13 protein-coding genes and 4 tRNA genes are annotated in these 18,171 nt (G+C 51.5%); all 17 read right to left on the reverse strand.

What is annotated here, in order from left to right:
* Positions 1 to 67: 67 nt before the first annotated feature.
* The 17 genes from tuf (CAP31_RS12175) to CAP31_RS12255 all read right to left on the reverse strand — a co-directional run bounded on the left by tuf (CAP31_RS12175) (position 68) and on the right by CAP31_RS12255 (position 18,145).
* Positions 68 to 1,258, reverse strand: coding sequence for an elongation factor Tu (gene tuf / locus CAP31_RS12175; RefSeq protein WP_087447782.1), 1,191 nt, complete (start codon positions 1,256 to 1,258; stop codon positions 68 to 70).
* Between the two features lie 25 nt (positions 1,259 to 1,283).
* Positions 1,284 to 3,374 carry an elongation factor G gene (gene fusA, locus CAP31_RS12180; RefSeq protein ID WP_087447783.1) on the reverse strand — a complete coding sequence of 697 codons (2,091 nt, stop codon included), beginning with the start codon at positions 3,372 to 3,374 and terminating at the stop codon, positions 1,284 to 1,286.
* Between the two features lie 54 nt (positions 3,375 to 3,428).
* Positions 3,429 to 3,899 (reverse strand): 30S ribosomal protein S7, encoded by a 471-nt coding sequence (rpsG, locus tag CAP31_RS12185; protein WP_087447784.1) that lies wholly within the window; start codon positions 3,897 to 3,899, stop codon positions 3,429 to 3,431.
* Positions 3,900 to 3,983: 84 nt separating this feature from the next.
* Positions 3,984 to 4,361, reverse strand: coding sequence for a 30S ribosomal protein S12 (gene rpsL / locus CAP31_RS12190; RefSeq protein WP_087447785.1), 378 nt, complete (start codon positions 4,359 to 4,361; stop codon positions 3,984 to 3,986).
* Between the two features lie 161 nt (positions 4,362 to 4,522).
* Positions 4,523 to 8,719, reverse strand: coding sequence for a DNA-directed RNA polymerase subunit beta' (gene rpoC / locus CAP31_RS12195; protein ID WP_087447786.1), 4,197 nt, complete (start codon positions 8,717 to 8,719; stop codon positions 4,523 to 4,525).
* 57 nt (positions 8,720 to 8,776) lie between these two features.
* Positions 8,777 to 12,850 (reverse strand): DNA-directed RNA polymerase subunit beta, encoded by a 4,074-nt coding sequence (gene rpoB, locus CAP31_RS12200; RefSeq protein WP_087447787.1) that lies wholly within the window; start codon positions 12,848 to 12,850, stop codon positions 8,777 to 8,779.
* 120 nt (positions 12,851 to 12,970) lie between these two features.
* On the reverse strand, positions 12,971 to 13,351 hold the full coding sequence (gene rplL / locus CAP31_RS12205; RefSeq protein ID WP_087447788.1) for a 50S ribosomal protein L7/L12: 381 nt from the start codon (positions 13,349 to 13,351) through the stop codon (positions 12,971 to 12,973).
* A gap of 58 nt (positions 13,352 to 13,409) precedes the next feature.
* Positions 13,410 to 13,931: a 50S ribosomal protein L10 gene (gene rplJ / locus CAP31_RS12210; RefSeq protein ID WP_087447789.1), complete on the reverse strand. Its 522-nt coding sequence runs from the start codon at positions 13,929 to 13,931 to the stop codon at positions 13,410 to 13,412.
* Between the two features lie 299 nt (positions 13,932 to 14,230).
* On the reverse strand, positions 14,231 to 14,926 hold the full coding sequence (gene rplA, locus CAP31_RS12215) for a 50S ribosomal protein L1 (protein ID WP_087447790.1): 696 nt from the start codon (positions 14,924 to 14,926) through the stop codon (positions 14,231 to 14,233).
* Positions 14,927 to 15,358, reverse strand: coding sequence for a 50S ribosomal protein L11 (gene rplK, locus CAP31_RS12220; protein ID WP_087447791.1), 432 nt, complete (start codon positions 15,356 to 15,358; stop codon positions 14,927 to 14,929). It abuts the gene before it with no gap.
* A gap of 109 nt (positions 15,359 to 15,467) precedes the next feature.
* On the reverse strand, positions 15,468 to 16,001 hold the full coding sequence (gene nusG, locus CAP31_RS12225; protein WP_087447792.1) for a transcription termination/antitermination protein NusG: 534 nt from the start codon (positions 15,999 to 16,001) through the stop codon (positions 15,468 to 15,470).
* Positions 15,998 to 16,348, reverse strand: a complete 351-nt coding sequence (secE, locus tag CAP31_RS12230) for a preprotein translocase subunit SecE (protein ID WP_087447793.1) — start codon at positions 16,346 to 16,348, stop codon at positions 15,998 to 16,000. Before secE ends, nusG begins: the two co-directional genes overlap by 4 nt.
* Before the next feature lie 55 nt (positions 16,349 to 16,403).
* A tRNA-Trp gene (locus CAP31_RS12235) sits at positions 16,404 to 16,479 on the reverse strand.
* A 70-nt stretch (positions 16,480 to 16,549) separates the two neighbouring features.
* Positions 16,550 to 17,740, reverse strand: coding sequence for an elongation factor Tu (gene tuf, locus CAP31_RS12240; protein ID WP_087447782.1), 1,191 nt, complete (start codon positions 17,738 to 17,740; stop codon positions 16,550 to 16,552).
* A 46-nt stretch (positions 17,741 to 17,786) separates the two neighbouring features.
* Positions 17,787 to 17,861 (reverse strand) — tRNA-Thr (locus CAP31_RS12245).
* A 52-nt stretch (positions 17,862 to 17,913) separates the two neighbouring features.
* Positions 17,914 to 17,987: transfer RNA gene (locus CAP31_RS12250), tRNA-Gly, on the reverse strand.
* 73 nt (positions 17,988 to 18,060) lie between these two features.
* Positions 18,061 to 18,145 (reverse strand) — tRNA-Tyr (locus tag CAP31_RS12255).
* Positions 18,146 to 18,171: the final 26 nt, after the last annotated feature.

An 18,171-nucleotide genomic window follows, 5' to 3' on the forward strand; every position in this document is an offset into this window, starting at 1 on the left:
AAGAGCGGAGCATCAAATACGAAAGGGCGGAATTATACCGCCCTTTCAGGTTTATGGCAAGTACATCTTACTCAATAATTTTGGCAACCACACCTGCACCAACGGTACGGCCACCTTCGCGAATCGCGAAACGCAGGCCGTCTTCCATAGCGATAGGCGCAATCAGCGCTACCGTTACCGAGACGTTGTCGCCTGGCATTACCATTTCAGTGCCTGCCGGCAGTTCAACCGCACCGGTTACGTCGGTGGTACGGAAGTAGAACTGTGGGCGATAGCCGTTGAAGAACGGGGTATGACGACCGCCTTCATCCTTGGACAGCACGTAGATTTCTGCGCTGAATTTGGTGTGCGGCTTGATCGAACCCGGCTTGGCCAGCACTTGACCGCGCTCGACTTCTTCACGCTTGGTGCCGCGCAGCAGTACGCCGACGTTGTCGCCTGCCTGACCCTGATCGAGCAGCTTGCGGAACATTTCGACGCCGGTACAGGTGGTTTTGAGGGTTGGCTTGAGGCCGACGATTTCAACTTCTTCGCCGACTTTGACAATGCCGCGTTCGATACGACCAGTCACAACGGTACCACGACCGGAGATGGAGAATACGTCTTCTACCGGCATCAGGAAGGTGCCGTCGATTGCGCGCTCAGGATCTGGAATGTAGCTGTCCAGTGCGTCTGCCAGACGGAAGATGGAGGGTTCGCCGATTTCGGACTGGTCGCCTTCGAGGGCTTTCAGTGCGGAGCCGGTGATGATCGGAGTATCGTCACCCGGGAAGTCGTATTTGCTGAGCAGTTCACGAATTTCCATTTCAACCAGCTCGAGCAGTTCTGCGTCGTCCACCATGTCCGCCTTGTTCATGTAGACGATAATGTAAGGCACGCCTACCTGGCGCGCCAGCAGGATGTGCTCACGTGTTTGCGGCATCGGGCCGTCAGCTGCGGATACCACCAGAATGGCGCCGTCCATTTGCGCTGCGCCGGTGATCATGTTCTTGACATAGTCGGCGTGGCCTGGGCAGTCCACGTGGGCGTAGTGGCGCTTTTCGGTTTCGTATTCAACGTGGGCGGTGTTGATGGTAATACCGCGCGCCTTTTCTTCCGGCGCAGAGTCAATGTCTGCGTAGTTCCTTGCTTCGCCACCAAATTTCTTCGACAAAATGGTGGTGATCGCTGCGGTTAACGTGGTCTTGCCGTGGTCAACGTGGCCAATCGTGCCTACGTTTACGTGCGGCTTGGTCCGTTCAAACTTGCCTTTTGCCATGATGTATATCCTTTAAATTCTGACGTTATTTTTTGTTGATAATAGCTTCAGCCACGTTCTTAGGTGCTTCGGAATAGTGTTTGAATTCCATGCTGTATGTAGCGCGCCCCTGACTCATCGAGCGCAGCGTCGTGGAATAACCAAACATCTCTGCCAAAGGCACTTCACATTTAATGACTTTCCCACTAGGAGTATCATCCATACCCTGAATCATGCCGCGACGAGACGAAAGATCACCCATCACATCACCCATGTAGTCTTCCGGCGTCTCCACTTCTACGGCCATCATAGGCTCAAGCAGAACCGGACTCGCTTTGCGCATACCGTCTTTGAAACCCATGGAAGCGGCCATTTTGAACGCATTTTCGTTCGAGTCCACATCGTGATATGAACCGTCAAACAAGGTAACCTTCACGTCGACAACCGGGAAGCCTGCCAGCACGCCGTTCGGCAATGTCTCACGCAAACCTTTTTCAACTGCTGGGATAAATTCGCGAGGAACCGTACCGCCCTTAATCGCATCGACGAATTCAAAGCCCTTGCCAGTCTCGTTGGGCTCCATCTTGAGCCACACGTGACCGTACTGACCCTTACCACCGGACTGCTTGACGAATTTACCTTCGACCTCAACAGGTTTCCTGATAGCTTCTCGATATGCAACCTGAGGCGCACCAACGTTAGCTTCAACACCGAATTCGCGGCGCATCCGGTCAACCAGAATCTCAAGGTGCAATTCGCCCATACCGGAAATAATGGTTTGGCCGGATTCTTCATCAGTACGCACTCGGAATGAAGGATCTTCTTGTGCAAGACGATTCAGCGCCATACCCATCTTTTCCTGGTCAGCCTTGGTTTTAGGTTCTACCGCGACGTGAATAACCGGCTCAGGGAATATCATGCGTTCAAGAATAATCGTCTTATTCAGATCGCACAAAGTGTCGCCGGTGGTCGCTTCTTTCAAGCCCACTGCTGCAGCGATATCGCCAGCGCGAACCTCCTTGATTTCAGCGCGCTGGTTCGCATGCATCTGCAGAATGCGGCCAATACGTTCTTTTTTGCCTTTAATCGGGTTATAAATGGTATCACCCGAATTCATCGTGCCTGAATATACGCGGAAGAAAATCAGCTGACCGACAAATGGATCGGTCATGATCTTGAATGCCAATGCAGCAAATGGCTCGCTATCTTCCGCTTTGCGTTCACCAGCACTGCCGTCTTCCAACTCGCCCTTTACAGCCGGAATGTCCATTGGCGATGGCAAGTAATCGATAACCGCATCCAGCATTGCCTGAACACCCTTGTTCTTGAACGCAGAACCACACAACATAGGCATGATTTCACTTGCAATAGTTCGAGCACGCAACGCCGTCTTGATTTCTGCAGCGGACAAATCCCCCTCTTCGAGGTATTTGTTCATCAACTCTTCGGTAGCCTCCGCCGCGGCTTCAACCATCTTCTCACGCCAAGAGGCGCATTCAGCCTGCATATCAGCAGGAATGTCGCGCTCTTCAAACTTCATGCCCTGAGTGGAATCGTCCCAGTAAATTGCTTTCATCTTTACCAGATCAACCACACCTTCGAACTTATCTTCAGAACCGATAGGCAATTGTATAGGCACAACGTTTGCCTTAAGCCGTGTACGCATCTGATCGTACACTTTAAGGAAATTCGCGCCGGTACGATCCATCTTGTTCACAAATGCGAGACGCGGTACACCGTATTTGTTTGCCTGACGCCAAACAGTTTCGGACTGCGGCTGAACGCCACCCACCGCACAGTAAACCATGCACGCGCCGTCCAGCACTCGCATGGAGCGCTCAACCTCGATAGTAAAGTCAACGTGGCCCGGGGTATCGATAATATTGATATGATGCTCTGGATAGTTATTCTCCATCCCCTTCCAGAAACAAGTGGTAGCCGCAGAAGTAATGGTAATACCCCGCTCCTGTTCCTGCTCCATCCAGTCCATGGTCGCAGCACCGTCATGCACTTCGCCAATTTTATGGGAAACACCGGTGTAATACAGGATGCGTTCTGTAGTCGTAGTTTTACCAGCGTCAATATGTGCGCTGATACCAATATTACGGTAACGTTCAATAGGAGTTTTGCGTGCCACTTTATTTACTACCCAGTTAGTGCTGGCGCGAATGCGCCAGTCTATTGATTGATATTAGAAACGGAAATGCGAGAATGCCTTGTTTGCTTCGGCCATGCGATGCACTTCGTCACGTTTTTTCATTGCGCCGCCACGCCCTTCAGCCGCATCCATCAATTCGCCCGCCAAACGAATGCCCATGGATTTCTCGCCACGCTTACGCGCAGCTTCTTTCAACCAGCGCATAGCCAGTGCAGAACGTCGAGTTGGACGAACCTCCACCGGCACCTGGTAGTTAGCACCACCTACACGACGGCTTTTTACCTCAACTACCGGACGCACATTGCTTAAAGCAAGTGTAAAAATTTCAATCGGATCCTTACCTGTTTTTTGGCCAATCTGTTCAAACGCACCATAAATAATGCGCTCGGCAACCGACTTCTTACCGCTTGACATCAATACATTAACGAACTTAGCGACATCCTGGCTTCCAAACTTTGGATCCGGCAACACATCGCGTTTAGGAACTTCTCTACGTCTTGGCATAATTACCTCTCTAATGCTGCTTAATGCAGGGTTACGGCGCGCGTCGCGCTTTTACCGCAACTCAACACCAATTAAAAGCCAAAATTAGGCTTTCTTAGGCCGTTTAGCACCGTACTTGGAACGGCTCTGTTTACGATCTTTAACACCAGCCGTATCCAGACTACCGCGAACGGTATGATAACGAACACCTGGCAAATCCTTGACACGACCACCGCGAATTAACACGACCGAGTGCTCTTGCAGGTTGTGACCTTCACCACCGATATAACTACTCACCTCAAAACCATTGGTTAACCGTACACGCGCCACTTTACGCAATGCCGAGTTTGGTTTTTTAGGTGTAGTGGTGTAAACACGCGTACATACACCACGCTTTTGAGGACAAGCCTCAAGCGCTGGCACTTTACTATTCACGCGCTTTGCGGCGCGCGGTTTACGCACCAGCTGATTGATTGTAGGCATACTATCTCGTTTCCCAATTTAATTTTGCGCATAGCTCTGAATTAAGAGCCACTTAATACTGCGTGATGGCGCATTCACCATCACATAAACACTAACAATTACCGACAGAATCCAAAGTCGGTAAAAAAGACGATGGATTTTATAGGCTTACTGATACAGTGTCAAGCAGACTGCTCACTATCTACTGCTTCCGGTGCTTCAAAAATGTCCGATTCAGTTGCCATATCGAGACCCAGTTTTTGCATCCTGCGTGTATTGTGATAAGCCAATCCTGTACCTGCCGGGATTAACCGACCAACAATGACGTTTTCTTTCAAGCCGCGCAGTTCGTCTTTCTTGCCCATGATTGCAGCTTCCGTCAACACCCGCGTCGTCTCCTGGAATGATGCCGCCGATATGAACGAATCCGTCGACAGAGAAGCTTTGGTAATACCGAGAAGCACATAATCAAAGGTTGCGGGCTCTTTCCCTTCGGCCAGCACTCGTTCATTTTCGATCAGCAACTCTGCACGCTCGACCTGCTCGCCTTGTATGAACTTGGTATCGCCTGCATCGACCACACTAACACGGCGAAGCATTTGGCGTACGATAACCTCAATGTGCTTATCGTTAATCTTCACACCCTGCAAACGGTAAACGTCTTGGACTTCATCAGTAATATATCGCGACAGCGCCTCAACACCTTTCAGTGCAAGTATATCGTGCGGATCCACTGGACCGTCCACGATCATTTCACCTTTATTCACTACCTGACCATCGTGTGCAGTTACGTGTTTCTCTTTTGGAATCAGATACTCGTGCGCCATTCCATCCAGGTCGGTAATCACCAGGCGCTGCTTGCCTTTGGTATCCTTGCCGAACGAAACCGTTCCCGTGACTGGTGCCAGCACACCGGCATCTTTCGGTGAACGCGCCTCGAACAACTCCGCCACACGCGGCAAACCGCCGGTAATATCGCGAGTCTTGGACGACTCTTGGGGAATACGCGCAAGTACTTCACCGACACCCACTTCCTGACCATCCTTGACCGTGATAATGGAACCGATCTGGAAAGTAATATTAACCGGCATTTGAGTGGCTGCAACCTTGATTTCCATGCCGTTTTCATCCAGCAGCTTGACCTGAGGCCGCAAGCCTTTGCTTGCGGCACCCACGCGACGCTTCGGATCGATAACCACCAGAGTCGACAAACCGGTCACATCATCGATTTGTTTGGCAACGGTAGCACCTTCTTCAACGTTCTCGAAGCGGACACGACCTGCGTACTCGGTGATGATAGGGCGCGTATGCGGATCCCACATCGCCATCACCTGACCAGCCTTGATCTTGTCGCCATCCTTAACCGTCAAGGTAGCGCCGTAAGGCACTTTGTGCCGCTCACGCTCACGACCGTTGTCACCGATGATGATAATCTCGCCGCTACGCGCAATCGCAATCGCTTCGCCCTTGGCGCTGGTCACATAACGCATCGCAGTACTATAGGTTGCAACGCCGGCTGATTTCGATTCAAGCTGACTTGCAGCAGCCGAACGCGATGCAGCACCACCGATGTGGAAGGTGCGCATGGTGAGCTGAGTACCCGGCTCACCGATGGATTGCGCTGCGATTACACCGACGGCCTCACCCACATTAACCAGATAGCCGCGACCCAAATCGCGTCCATAGCATTTTGCGCACAAGCCGTAGCGGGTGTCACAGGTCAAGGCAGTTCTGACTTTGACTTCATCGATATCCAGCGCTTCGATTTTCTCGACCATATTCTCGTCAAGCATGACGCCTGCTTCAATAACGGTTTCGCCGGTTTCAGGGTGAATCAGATCCAGCGCAGTAACACGCCCCAACACGCGCTCGCGCAACGGCTCGATAACTTCACCACCTTCGACCAGGGCTTTTAGCACCAGGCCTTCACGCGTTCCGCAATCATCTTCAATCACTACCAGATCCTGGGTCACGTCGACCAGACGCCGGGTCAGATAACCGGAGTTAGCCGTTTTCAATGCCGTATCAGCCAGGCCTTTACGCGCACCGTGAGTCGAAATGAAGTACTGCAGAACGTTCAAACCTTCGCGGAAATTCGCAGTGATCGGTGTTTCAATGATGGAACCGTCAGGTTTTGCCATCAGACCACGCATACCTGCCAGCTGACGAATCTGGGCAGCGGAACCCCGTGCGCCGGAATCCGCCATCATATAGATAGCGTTAAAGGATTCCTGCGTGGTTGCGACTCCGTCGCGCGTGACAACAGGTTCGCTACCAAGCTGTGTCATCATCGCTTTCGCTACCTGATCGCCTGCGCGACCCCAGATGTCAACAACCTTGTTATAACGCTCGCCTTGTGTAACCAGACCTGATGTGTACTGCGCCTCGATTTCCTGCACTTCTTTCTCGGAAGCGCTGATGATGTCGTGTTTTTGTGTAGGCACCAGCATGTCGTCCACGCAAATCGACATACCGCCGCGGGTAGCGTACGTGAAACCGGTGTACATCAGCTTGTCTGCCAGAATAACCGTTTCGCGCAAACCGCAACGACGGAAGCTCACGTTAATCAGCTTGGAAATTTCTTTCTTCTTCAATATCTTGTTGACGTGGGTAAACGACAAGCCGATAGGCAGAATCTCGGACAGCAGTGCACGACCGACAGTGGTTTCGTAGCGGGTCAATTTCTCCGCACGTTCGCCCTGCTCGTCGTAATAAGCTTCCTTGATCCGCACAGTCACTTTTGCATTCAGCTCAGCTTGGCGCGATTCATAAGCACGTGACACTTCGTCCACGTCGGCAAACATCATGCCTTCGCCCACTGCGTTCACTTTTTCGCGGGTCATGTAATACAAGCCAAGCACAATATCCTGCGACGGCACAATAATCGGCTCGCCGTTTGCCGGCGACAGCACGTTGTTGGATGCCAGCATCAACGTCCGCGCTTCCATTTGCGCTTCCAGTGATAACGGTACGTGCACTGCCATCTGGTCGCCGTCGAAGTCGGCGTTAAATGCCGCACAAACAAGAGGATGCAACTGGATCGCCTTGCCTTCGATCAGGATAGGCTCAAACGCCTGGATACCCAGGCGATGCAGGGTCGGCGCACGGTTCAGCATAACCGGATGTTCACGGATGACGTCTTCCAGAATATCCCAGACCACCGGCTCTTCCGTTTCCACCATACGCTTCGCTGCTTTGATCGTCGTTGCCAGACCCATGACTTCAAGCTTGTGGAAAATGAACGGCTTGAACAGCTCAAGCGCCATCTTCTTAGGCAAGCCGCACTGATGCAAGCGCAACTGCGGGCCCACAACGATAACGGAACGCCCCGAATAATCGACACGCTTGCCCAGCAAGTTCTGACGGAAACGACCGCCCTTGCCTTTGATCATATCAGCCAGGGATTTAAGCGGACGCTTGTTCGCGCCGGTCATAGCCTTGCCGCGACGACCGTTGTCCAATAACGAATCAACCGCTTCCTGCAGCATGCGCTTTTCATTACGCACGATGATTTCTGGCGCTTTCAGTTCTAGCAAACGCTTCAGACGGTTGTTACGGTTAATCACACGGCGATACAAATCATTCAGATCCGATGTCGCAAAACGACCGCCGTCCAAAGGTACCAGAGGACGCAATTCCGGCGGCAATACTGGCAACACTTCCAGCACCATCCATTCAGGTTTGATACCGGATTTCTGGAATGCTTCGATCACCTTCAGGCGCTTGGCCAGCTTCTTGATCTTGGTATCGGAACCCGTCTTTGCCATATCGGCACGAATGGTTTCCACCTCGGTCACGATATCGATACTCTTCAGCAGCTCGCGCACGCCTTCCGCACCCATACTGGCCTTGAATTCATCACCGTATTCTTCGACCTTGGCGAGGTAATCATCCTCAGTCAGCAATTGTGAACGATTCAATGGCGTCATACCTGGGTCGGTCACCACATATGCCTCGAAATACAGTACGCGTTCAATATCGCGCAATGTCATATCCAGCACCATACCCAAACGCGAAGGCAACGACTTGAGGAACCAGATGTGCGCGACCGGGCTGGCCAGCTCAATATGGCCCATGCGTTCACGGCGCACCTTCGACAAGGTTACTTCTACACCACATTTTTCGCAGATTACGCCACGGTGCTTCAGGCGCTTGTACTTGCCGCACAAGCATTCGTAGTCTTTCACCGGACCAAATATCTTGGCACAGAACAAACCATCGCGCTCCGGTTTAAAGGTGCGATAGTTGATGGTCTCCGGCTTTTTGACTTCGCCATAAGACCAGGTACGGATTTTCTCCGGCGACGCAAGACCAATCTTGATCGCGTCAAATTCTTCTTCTTGAGTGACTTGTTTAAATAAGTCGAGCAATGCTTTCATAGTTCTCTCCAATGAGGCGCGAGCAACAGAGGGGCGCGCCAATCACCCCTCATCGCATCAATAACGCTCGAGATCAATATCAATTGCCAAGGAACGGATTTCTTTCACCAACACGTTGAAAGACTCTGGCATACCTGCATCAATCTTATGCTCACCCTTAACGATGTTCTCATAGACCTTGGTACGACCATTCACGTCATCAGACTTAACTGTCAACATTTCCTGCAGGATGTACGACGCGCCATAGGCTTCCAGCGCCCAGACTTCCATCTCACCGAAACGCTGACCACCGAACTGCGCTTTACCGCCCAATGGCTGCTGCGTGACCAGACTGTAAGGTCCGGTAGACCGCGCATGCATCTTGTCGTCCACCAGGTGATGCAGTTTCAGTACGTGCATGTAGCCGACCGTGACTTTACGGTCAAACGCTTCGCCCGTACGGCCGTCAAACAGGGTGATCTGTCCGCTGCGCGGCAAACCGGCCAACTCCAGCATAGATTTGATCTCTTCCTCTGCCGCGCCGTCGAATACCGGTGTTGCGAATGGTACGCCTTGCCGCAGGTTCCGCGCCAATTCGATCACTTCATCATCGCTGAAACTGGCGATATCTTCCTGCTTGCCGGTCGAGTTATAGATCTTGGTCAGGAATTCGCGCACTTCCGACACATGTTTCTGTGCCTGCAACATTTCGTCTATCTTTTTGCCCAGACCCTTTGCGGCCCAACCCAGATGGGTTTCCAATATCTGACCGACGTTCATACGCGAAGGTACGCCCAGCGGATTCAACACGATATCCATAGGGGTACCATCTGCAGTGAAAGGCATATCTTCGATTGGCACGATCTTGGATACCACACCCTTGTTACCGTGACGACCGGCCATTTTGTCACCCGGCTGCAAGCGACGCTTGACCGCAACATAGACCTTGACCATTTTTTGCACGCCTGGCTGCAATTCGTCGCCCGCAGTCAATTTTTTCTTTTTCTCTTCGAACATGGCGTCAAATTCCAGACGCTTCTGATCGAGACTGTCCTTTAGCGACTCCATCTGACGACTGGATTCGTCATCGGCCAGGCGGATGTCAAACCAGTCGTGACGGTTATTGCTATCCAGATAGTCCTGCGTAACCACACTGTCTTTGGCCAGCTTTTTCGGACCGCCTTTGGCAACTTTATTCAGCACCAGACGCTGCAAGCGAGCAAACGTATCGTTCTCAACGATACGCATACGATCGGCCATATCCTTCTTGTATTCGGCCAATTGATCTTCAATGATCTGCTTGGCGCGTGCATCGCGTTCGATACCCTCACGGGTGAACACCTGAACATCAATCACCGTGCCGGCCATACCTGAGGGTACGCGCAACGAGGTATCCTTAACATCCGAGGCTTTTTCACCGAAGATGGCACGCAGCAGTTTTTCTTCCGGCGTCAGCTGGGTTTCGCCTTTCGGCGTCACTTTACCCACTAGCACATCGCCCGCTTCGACTTCCGCGCCTATGTAGCAGATACCCGAATCATCCAGGCGACCTAACATGCGCTCGGACAGATTGGAAATATCGCGGGTAATCTCTTCCGCACCGAGCTTGGTATCGCGGGCGACAACTGTCAGTTCTTCGATATGAATCGAAGTATAGCGGTCATCGGCAACGACTTTCTCCGAAATCAGAATCGAATCCTCGAAGTTGAAACCGTTCCACGGCATGAACGCAACCAGCAGGTTCTGGCCAAGTGCCAATTCACCCATGTCGGTAGATGCGCCGTCAGCGATCACATCGCCGCGTGCAAGCCTGTCGCCGACTTTTACCAGGGGACGCTGGTTAATATTGGTGTTCTGGTTGGAACGCGTATATTTAATCAGCGTGTAGATGTCAACGCCAACTTCACCTACCTTGGTTTCATCGTCATTGACGCGAACCACGACACGGCCTGCATCGACATAATCCACCACACCGCCGCGACGCGCTTGCACGGTAGTGCCCGAGTCCACTGCCGCAGTACGCTCAATACCGGTACCTACCAATGATTTTTCAGCGCGCAAGCATGGAACAGCCTGACGTTGCATATTCGAACCCATCAGTGCGCGGTTCGCATCGTCGTGCTCCAGGAACGGGATTAATGATGCCGCTACCGAAACGATCTGGGAAGGCGCCACGTCCATGTATTCAATGCGTTCCGGGCTGGCCAGTTCGAATTCGTTCTTGAAGCGGCAAGACACGATCTCGCTGGTGAAACGACCTTCGCCATCCAGCTCGGCGTTAGCCTGTGCAATGACATATTTGCTTTCTTCGATTGCCGACAGGTATTCGATCTTGTCGGTAACCTTGCCCGCTTCCACTTTGCGGTATGGCGTTTCCAGAAAGCCGTATTTATTGGTTTGCGCAAACAAGGCCAGAGAGTTGATCAGACCGATGTTCGGACCTTCCGGTGTTTCAATCGGGCAAACCCGTCCATAGTGGGTAGGATGTACGTCACGCACCTCAAAACCGGCACGTTCGCGCGTCAAGCCGCCAGGACCCAAGGCCGATACACGACGCTTGTGCGTGATCTCGGACAATGGATTGGTCTGATCCATAAACTGCGACAGCTGGCTGGAACCAAAGAATTCCTTGATCGCTGCCGAAACCGGTTTCGCATTGATCAAATCGTGCGGCATCAGATTTTCTGATTCCGCTTGCGACAGACGCTCCTTGACCGCACGCTCGACACGCACCAATCCGGCACGAAATTGATTCTCGGCCAATTCACCCACGCTGCGAACACGCCGGTTACCCAGGTGATCGATATCGTCAATCTCGCCGCGGCCGTTACGCAACTCAACCAGAATCTTGATAACGGAAACAATGTCCTCAGTCGACAGTACAGCCGAACCTTCCAGCTCATCGCGTCCGATACGACGATTGAATTTCATGCGGCCCACAGCCGACAAATCGTAACGCTCTTCACTGAAGAACAAGCCAGCAAACAGTGCTTCAACCGATTCCTCCGTAGGCGGCTCGCCCGGACGCATCATTCGATAGATTGCAACGCGTGCAGCATATTGATCCGGCGTATCGTCCGTGCGCAAGGTAGCGGATATGTAGGCACCCTGATCCAGGTCGTTGACATACAGCGTATTGAGCTGCTCAACCTTGGCATCCACCAGCTTGGCCAGCAATGTTTCGGTTATTTCATCGTTTGCATTGGCAATGACTTCGCCGGTAGCAGTATCGATGACAGTCTTCGCCAATACTCGGCCCATCAGAAAATCTTCTGGCACAGCAATCTGCGTCAACCCCGATTCCTGCATCAGGCGAATATGCTTGACAGTAATGCGCTTGTCTTTTGGCACAATAACTGCGCCTGTCTTGTCGACAATATCAAAACGGGCGATCTCGCCACGCATACGATCAGGCACCAATTCGAAACGAATTACTTTCTCATTCAGCTGGAACGAATCGGTGGTAAAAAATTCGGACAGAATCTGCTCATTACTGTAACCCAGCGATTTCAGCAGGGTACTGACCGGCATTTTTCGACGACGGTCGATACGGAAATAGAGGTAGTCTTTTGCATCGAATTCAAAATCCAGCCAGGAGCCCCGATAAGGAATGATACGGGCAGAGAACAACAGTTTTCCGGAGCTGTGCGTTTTACCGCGGTCATGCTCAAAAAAGACGCCAGGCGAGCGATGCAATTGGGAAACGATAACACGTTCCGTGCCATTGATAATAAATGAACCGGTAGGTGTCATCAGGGGCATCTCACCCATATACACTTCCTGCTCTTTGACTTCTTTCACAGTCGGCTTGGATGCCTCACGATCCATAATCGTCAAGCGAACTTTTGCACGCAAAGGCGAAGCATAGGTCAGACCACGTTGCTGACATTCCACCATGTCGAATGCTGGTTCTCCCAGCACATAGCTAACGAAATCAAGCTTGGCATTACCAGAGTGGCTGGCAATGGGAAATATTGACGAAAATGCTGCCTGCAAACCTTCATTTGCACGATTCTCAGGCGCGACATCTTCCTGTAAAAAAGCACGAAACGAATCGATTTGTGTTGCCAACAAGAAAGGCACCTGGAGAATGTTTGCACGTTTTGCAAAACTTTTACGGATGCGTTTTTTCTCGGTGAAAGAATAGCTCATGGAATCTCCTAGAGGGACCTGCGCAGAAGACAAAAGACAACGGACAGCTGAATGTTGCACCGCTGTCTTATGTTTTCTGCATTACCCGAGCCAGGCCCAGGTAATGACAGAAAGGCAAACTTACTTAATTTCGCAAGTTGCGCCAGCTTCAACCAATTGCTTTTGAATTGATTCAGCTTCGGCTTTAGCAACACCTTCTTTAACTGCTTTCGGTGCGCCGTCAACCAGATCTTTAGCTTCTTTCAAGCCCAGACCGGTAATGGTGCGAACAACCTTAATGGTGTTGACTTTGTTATCGCCAGCGCCCGTCAGGATCACGTCAAATTCGGTTTTTTCTTCAACAGCAGCACCAGCTCCGCCAGCAGCTGGAGCAGCAGCGACAGCGACAGCAGCGGCTGCAGAAACGCCAAATTTCTCTTCCATTTCCTTGATCAGTTCAGACAGATCAAGCACGGTCATGTTAGCAATAGCATCTAAAATATCAGCTTTGGATAAAGCCATAGTAATTCTCCTGATTGAAAAGTAAAAATATCACAACACAATTAACGTGCTGTCGGGTTTATGCTGCCTGCTTATCGCGGACTGCAGCCAAACCACGCACAAACTTGGTCGGAACTTCATTAAGCGTACGCACAAATTTTGCAACGGGGGCTTGCATGGTGCCCATCAGTTTCGCCAGCAACTCATCGCGGCTAGGCATATTGGCCAAGTTCGCGACGTCTTTTGCATTCATCACGAAATTAGGCATTGCGCCCGCCTTGATCACCAACTTGTCGTTGGTTTTGGCGAAATCAGCAAGCACTTTGGCCGCTGCGACTGGATCCTTGGAAATACCATAAAGCAAGGGACCAACCAATTGCTCAGTCAGGCCTTCAAAGGCAGTTCCGGCTACAGCGCGACGAACCAATGTGTTTTTCAACACACGCAGATACACCCCGTTAGCACGCGCCTTTGCGCGCAAGCCAGTCATGCCCACAACTTCCATGCCACGGTATTCGGCGACAACGATAGTTTGTGCGCCAACCAGCTCTTCAGCCAACTCAGCTACAACTGCTTTCTTTTCCTCTAGATTCAGACTCAAGGTCTTACCTCCTTCTATTAACACCGAATGTCACCAGGGGAGAAACCCCGGTAACGCCCGAGAGTCGGCGACCTTTCATCAGGAGTACCATTGCTATGCAAAAGCTTATCCTGTTTCAGGGAACGCCATCTGCGTTGGGAGTGAAATTCCCGGCAATTGCCGGGAACAACAGATTAAATTTGGCAACCAGAATGAATCACCAAACCCCAACGGTCTTTGACAACCTGCCGATACCGAAATATCAACAGCCCAAAGTGCTTTTTGCCTATAGGCCAAATCGTCTTTCGAGCGACATTGACTTATTGAGCGATACTATTACCATCAATCCGAATACCCACACCCATAGTGCTTGATACCGATATTTTTTTCATGTACACACCCTTGGCAGTAGTAGGTCGCGCTTTATTCAAAGCATCCACCAATGCGGCAAGGTTTTCGCGCAGTGCATCAGCGTCAAACGATGCACGGCCGATAGTACATTGCACGATGCCGCCTTTGTCTGTACGGTATTGCACCTGACCTGCGCGCGCATTCTTAACTGCGTTGGCCACGTCCGGAGTAACCGTACCCACCTTAGGGTTAGGCATCAAACCGCGAGGACCGAGTACCTGACCCAGCTGTCCGACAACGCGCATCGCATCCGGACTGGCAATAACCACATCAAAATCCATGCGACCGCCTTTAATTTCAGCTGCCAGATCGTCAAAACCGACAATATCCGCACCAGCTTCCAATGCGGCTTTTGCAGCCTCGCCCTGTGCAAACACCGCAACGCGTACGGTCTTGCCGGTACCCCGCGGCAGCACTACTGAACCACGAACCAATTGATCGGATTTACGTGCATCGATACCCAGATTGACAGCAACGTCAACTGACTCGTCAAATTTTGCAGTCGCAGTTTCCTTAATCAAATTCAACGCATCGTTTACAGCGTATAATTTGGTACGATCAATTTTTGCGCTGATCGCTTGTTGGCGCTTAGACAGTTTAGCCATTTATGCACCCTCCACTTCAATACCCATACTGCGTGCACTGCCGGCAATGGTCTTAACTGCCGCATCCATATCCGCAGCAGTCAAGTCAGGCATTTTCGCTTTGGCAATATCTTCTGCTTGAGCGCGCGTTAATTTGCCCACCTTGTCGGTATGCGGCTTAGGACTGCCTTTTTGTATACCAGCAGCCTTCTTGATCAGAATGGTCGCAGGCGGCGTCTTCATCACAAACGTGAAGCTCTTGTCTGCATATGCAGTAATTACTACCGGAATTGGCAAACCAGGCTCCAGACCTTGGGTTTGGGCATTAAATGCCTTACAAAATTCCATGATATTCAGACCGCGCTGACCTAACGCAGGGCCAATGGGGGGGCTGGGGTTTGCTTTACCAGCCGGGACTTGCAGCTTAACGTAGCCAACGATTTTCTTTGCCACTAGAGTTTCTCCTTAAAATGGGTAATAACGGATCTCGCGAAAAATACTCACCGACCCTCCCCGTGAATTACAGGATGCACGCCATCGGGTTTGCCTTCCTGCTACAACATCAGGTTTTTTCCACCTGACCAAAATCCAATTCAACCGGCGTTGCGCGACCGAAAATAAGCACGGACACCCGCAACTTGCTCTTATCGTAATTAACTTCTTCTACATTACCGTTGAAATCGTTAAATGGACCATCGATTACACGTACCGATTCACCCACTTCAAACAGTATCTTGGGCCGAGGTTTCTCGACACCTTCTTGAATTTGATGCAGAATCGCATCAACTTCTTTTGTGCTTATCGGGGTAGGCTTCATTGCCGTACCACCTACGAATCCCGTTACTTTTGGCGTATCTTTAATCAAATGCCATGTCTCGTCATTCATTTCCATTTCGACCAGCACATAGCCCGGAAAGAATTTGCGCTCGGATATGGACTTTTGCCCACCCTTCATTTCAATAACTTCTTCTACAGGCACCAGAATCTGACCGAACTTATCCTGCATGCCCGCACGTTCGATGCGCTCCAGCAGGGTGCGCTGAACCGTTTTTTCGAAGCCAGAATAGGCGTGCACTACATACCAGCGTTTACTCATGTATCACTCCGCCCCATCAGCAATTTAACAGCCCATAACAAACCCGCATCAACAAACCACAGGAACAATGCCATTACTACGACGAATACAAACACGATACCGGTTGTCTGCATTGTTTCCTTACGAGTCGGCCATACCACTTTACGCGCTTCAGTCACCGAATCCTGCGAAAAAGCAAAGAAACTTTGACCCAGCTGGGTATACCAAAGTATAGCTATTGCAGCAATTACACCGCCCAGCACCACAGCCAACCGGATTACAGCAGCACTCTCTGAGAAATAATAAAAGCCGGCCATGCCCGCAATTACCATCAGCGCAGCAGCCAGCAATTTGATTTTTTCGGTCATCTGAACCCTGTGAGACTTACTTTTAACAGCAAGACGGTCACACTCCCGTTAAATTTGGCAGGCCAGGAGGGCCTCGAACCCCCAACCCTCGGTTTTGGAGACCGATACTCTGCCAATTGAGCTACTGGCCTATTAAAAAACATATCGGGCTTGCTTGCAAGAGACCTCGCCTCTCGCAAGCAACCCCGAACATTGCTTCAATTACTCAATAATTTTGGCAACCACACCTGCACCAACGGTACGGCCACCTTCGCGAATCGCGAAACGCAGGCCGTCTTCCATAGCGATAGGCGCAATCAGCGCTACCGTTACCGAGACGTTGTCGCCTGGCATTACCATTTCAGTGCCTGCCGGCAGTTCAACCGCACCGGTTACGTCGGTGGTACGGAAGTAGAACTGTGGGCGATAGCCGTTGAAGAACGGGGTATGACGACCGCCTTCATCCTTGGACAGCACGTAGATTTCTGCGCTGAATTTGGTGTGCGGCTTGATCGAACCCGGCTTGGCCAGCACTTGACCGCGCTCGACTTCTTCACGCTTGGTGCCGCGCAGCAGTACGCCGACGTTGTCGCCTGCCTGACCCTGATCGAGCAGCTTGCGGAACATTTCGACGCCGGTACAGGTGGTTTTGAGGGTTGGCTTGAGGCCGACGATTTCAACTTCTTCGCCGACTTTGACAATGCCGCGTTCGATACGACCAGTCACAACGGTACCACGACCGGAGATGGAGAATACGTCTTCTACCGGCATCAGGAAGGTGCCGTCGATTGCGCGCTCAGGATCTGGAATGTAGCTGTCCAGTGCGTCTGCCAGACGGAAGATGGAGGGTTCGCCGATTTCGGACTGGTCGCCTTCGAGGGCTTTCAGTGCGGAGCCGGTGATGATCGGAGTATCGTCACCCGGGAAGTCGTATTTGCTGAGCAGTTCACGAATTTCCATTTCAACCAGCTCGAGCAGTTCTGCGTCGTCCACCATGTCCGCCTTGTTCATGTAGACGATAATGTAAGGCACGCCTACCTGGCGCGCCAGCAGGATGTGCTCACGTGTTTGCGGCATCGGGCCGTCAGCTGCGGATACCACCAGAATGGCGCCGTCCATTTGCGCTGCGCCGGTGATCATGTTCTTGACATAGTCGGCGTGGCCTGGGCAGTCCACGTGGGCGTAGTGGCGCTTTTCGGTTTCGTATTCAACGTGGGCGGTGTTGATGGTAATACCGCGCGCCTTTTCTTCCGGCGCAGAGTCAATGTCTGCGTAGTTCCTTGCTTCGCCACCAAATTTCTTCGACAAAATGGTGGTGATCGCTGCGGTTAACGTGGTCTTGCCGTGGTCAACGTGGCCAATCGTGCCTACGTTTACGTGCGGCTTGGTCCGTTCAAACTTGCCTTTTGCCATGATGTATATCCTCTCAGCCAAACGATGACTACAAAATATCAATAATTGGTGCCCATGACGTGGATTGAACACGTGGCCTCTCCCTTACCAAGGGAGTGCTCTACCACTGAGCTACATGGGCGTACAACTTACTTTAACTACCAAACTACCAAAGCCCATTAGAGCAAAGTAACTGGAGCGGGTGAAGGGAATCGAACCCTCGTCATAAGTTTGGAAAACTTCTGCTCTACCATTGAGCTACACCCGCAAACACTTGCCGAATGATGCTTTCAGGACCAGAGCGAATGCGCAATCCATAACATCATACACAACCCAAATTCTGGTGGAGGGGGAAGGATTCGAACCTTCGAAGGCAGAGCCGTCAGATTTACAGTCTGATCCCTTTGACCGCTCGGGAACCCCTCCAAAACAAGCCAAACATTATCTTATAT

Source organism: Sulfuriferula sp. AH1, from assembly GCF_002162035.1.
GTDB lineage: Bacteria > Pseudomonadota > Gammaproteobacteria > Burkholderiales > Sulfuriferulaceae > Sulfuriferula.

What these genes read in the sequence shown, in the direction of transcription:
- secE (WP_087447793.1), bottom strand. Translation starts at nt 16,348, where the DNA reads ATGACCGAAAAAATCAAATTGCTGGCTGCTGCGCTGATGGTAATTGCG.
- tuf (WP_087447782.1), bottom strand. Translation starts at nt 17,740, where the DNA reads ATGGCAAAAGGCAAGTTTGAACGGACCAAGCCGCACGTAAACGTAGGC.
- tuf (WP_087447782.1), bottom strand. Translation starts at nt 1,258, where the DNA reads ATGGCAAAAGGCAAGTTTGAACGGACCAAGCCGCACGTAAACGTAGGC.
- rplL (WP_087447788.1), bottom strand. Translation starts at nt 13,351, where the DNA reads ATGGCTTTATCCAAAGCTGATATTTTAGATGCTATTGCTAACATGACC.
- rplA (WP_087447790.1), bottom strand. Translation starts at nt 14,926, where the DNA reads ATGGCTAAACTGTCTAAGCGCCAACAAGCGATCAGCGCAAAAATTGAT.
- rpoC (WP_087447786.1), bottom strand. Translation starts at nt 8,719, where the DNA reads ATGAAAGCATTGCTCGACTTATTTAAACAAGTCACTCAAGAAGAAGAA.
- nusG (WP_087447792.1), bottom strand. Translation starts at nt 16,001, where the DNA reads ATGAGTAAACGCTGGTATGTAGTGCACGCCTATTCTGGCTTCGAAAAA.
- rpsL (WP_087447785.1), bottom strand. Translation starts at nt 4,361, where the DNA reads ATGCCTACAATCAATCAGCTGGTGCGTAAACCGCGCGCCGCAAAGCGC.
- rpoB (WP_087447787.1), bottom strand. Translation starts at nt 12,850, where the DNA reads ATGAGCTATTCTTTCACCGAGAAAAAACGCATCCGTAAAAGTTTTGCA.
- rpsG (WP_087447784.1), bottom strand. Translation starts at nt 3,899, where the DNA reads ATGCCAAGACGTAGAGAAGTTCCTAAACGCGATGTGTTGCCGGATCCA.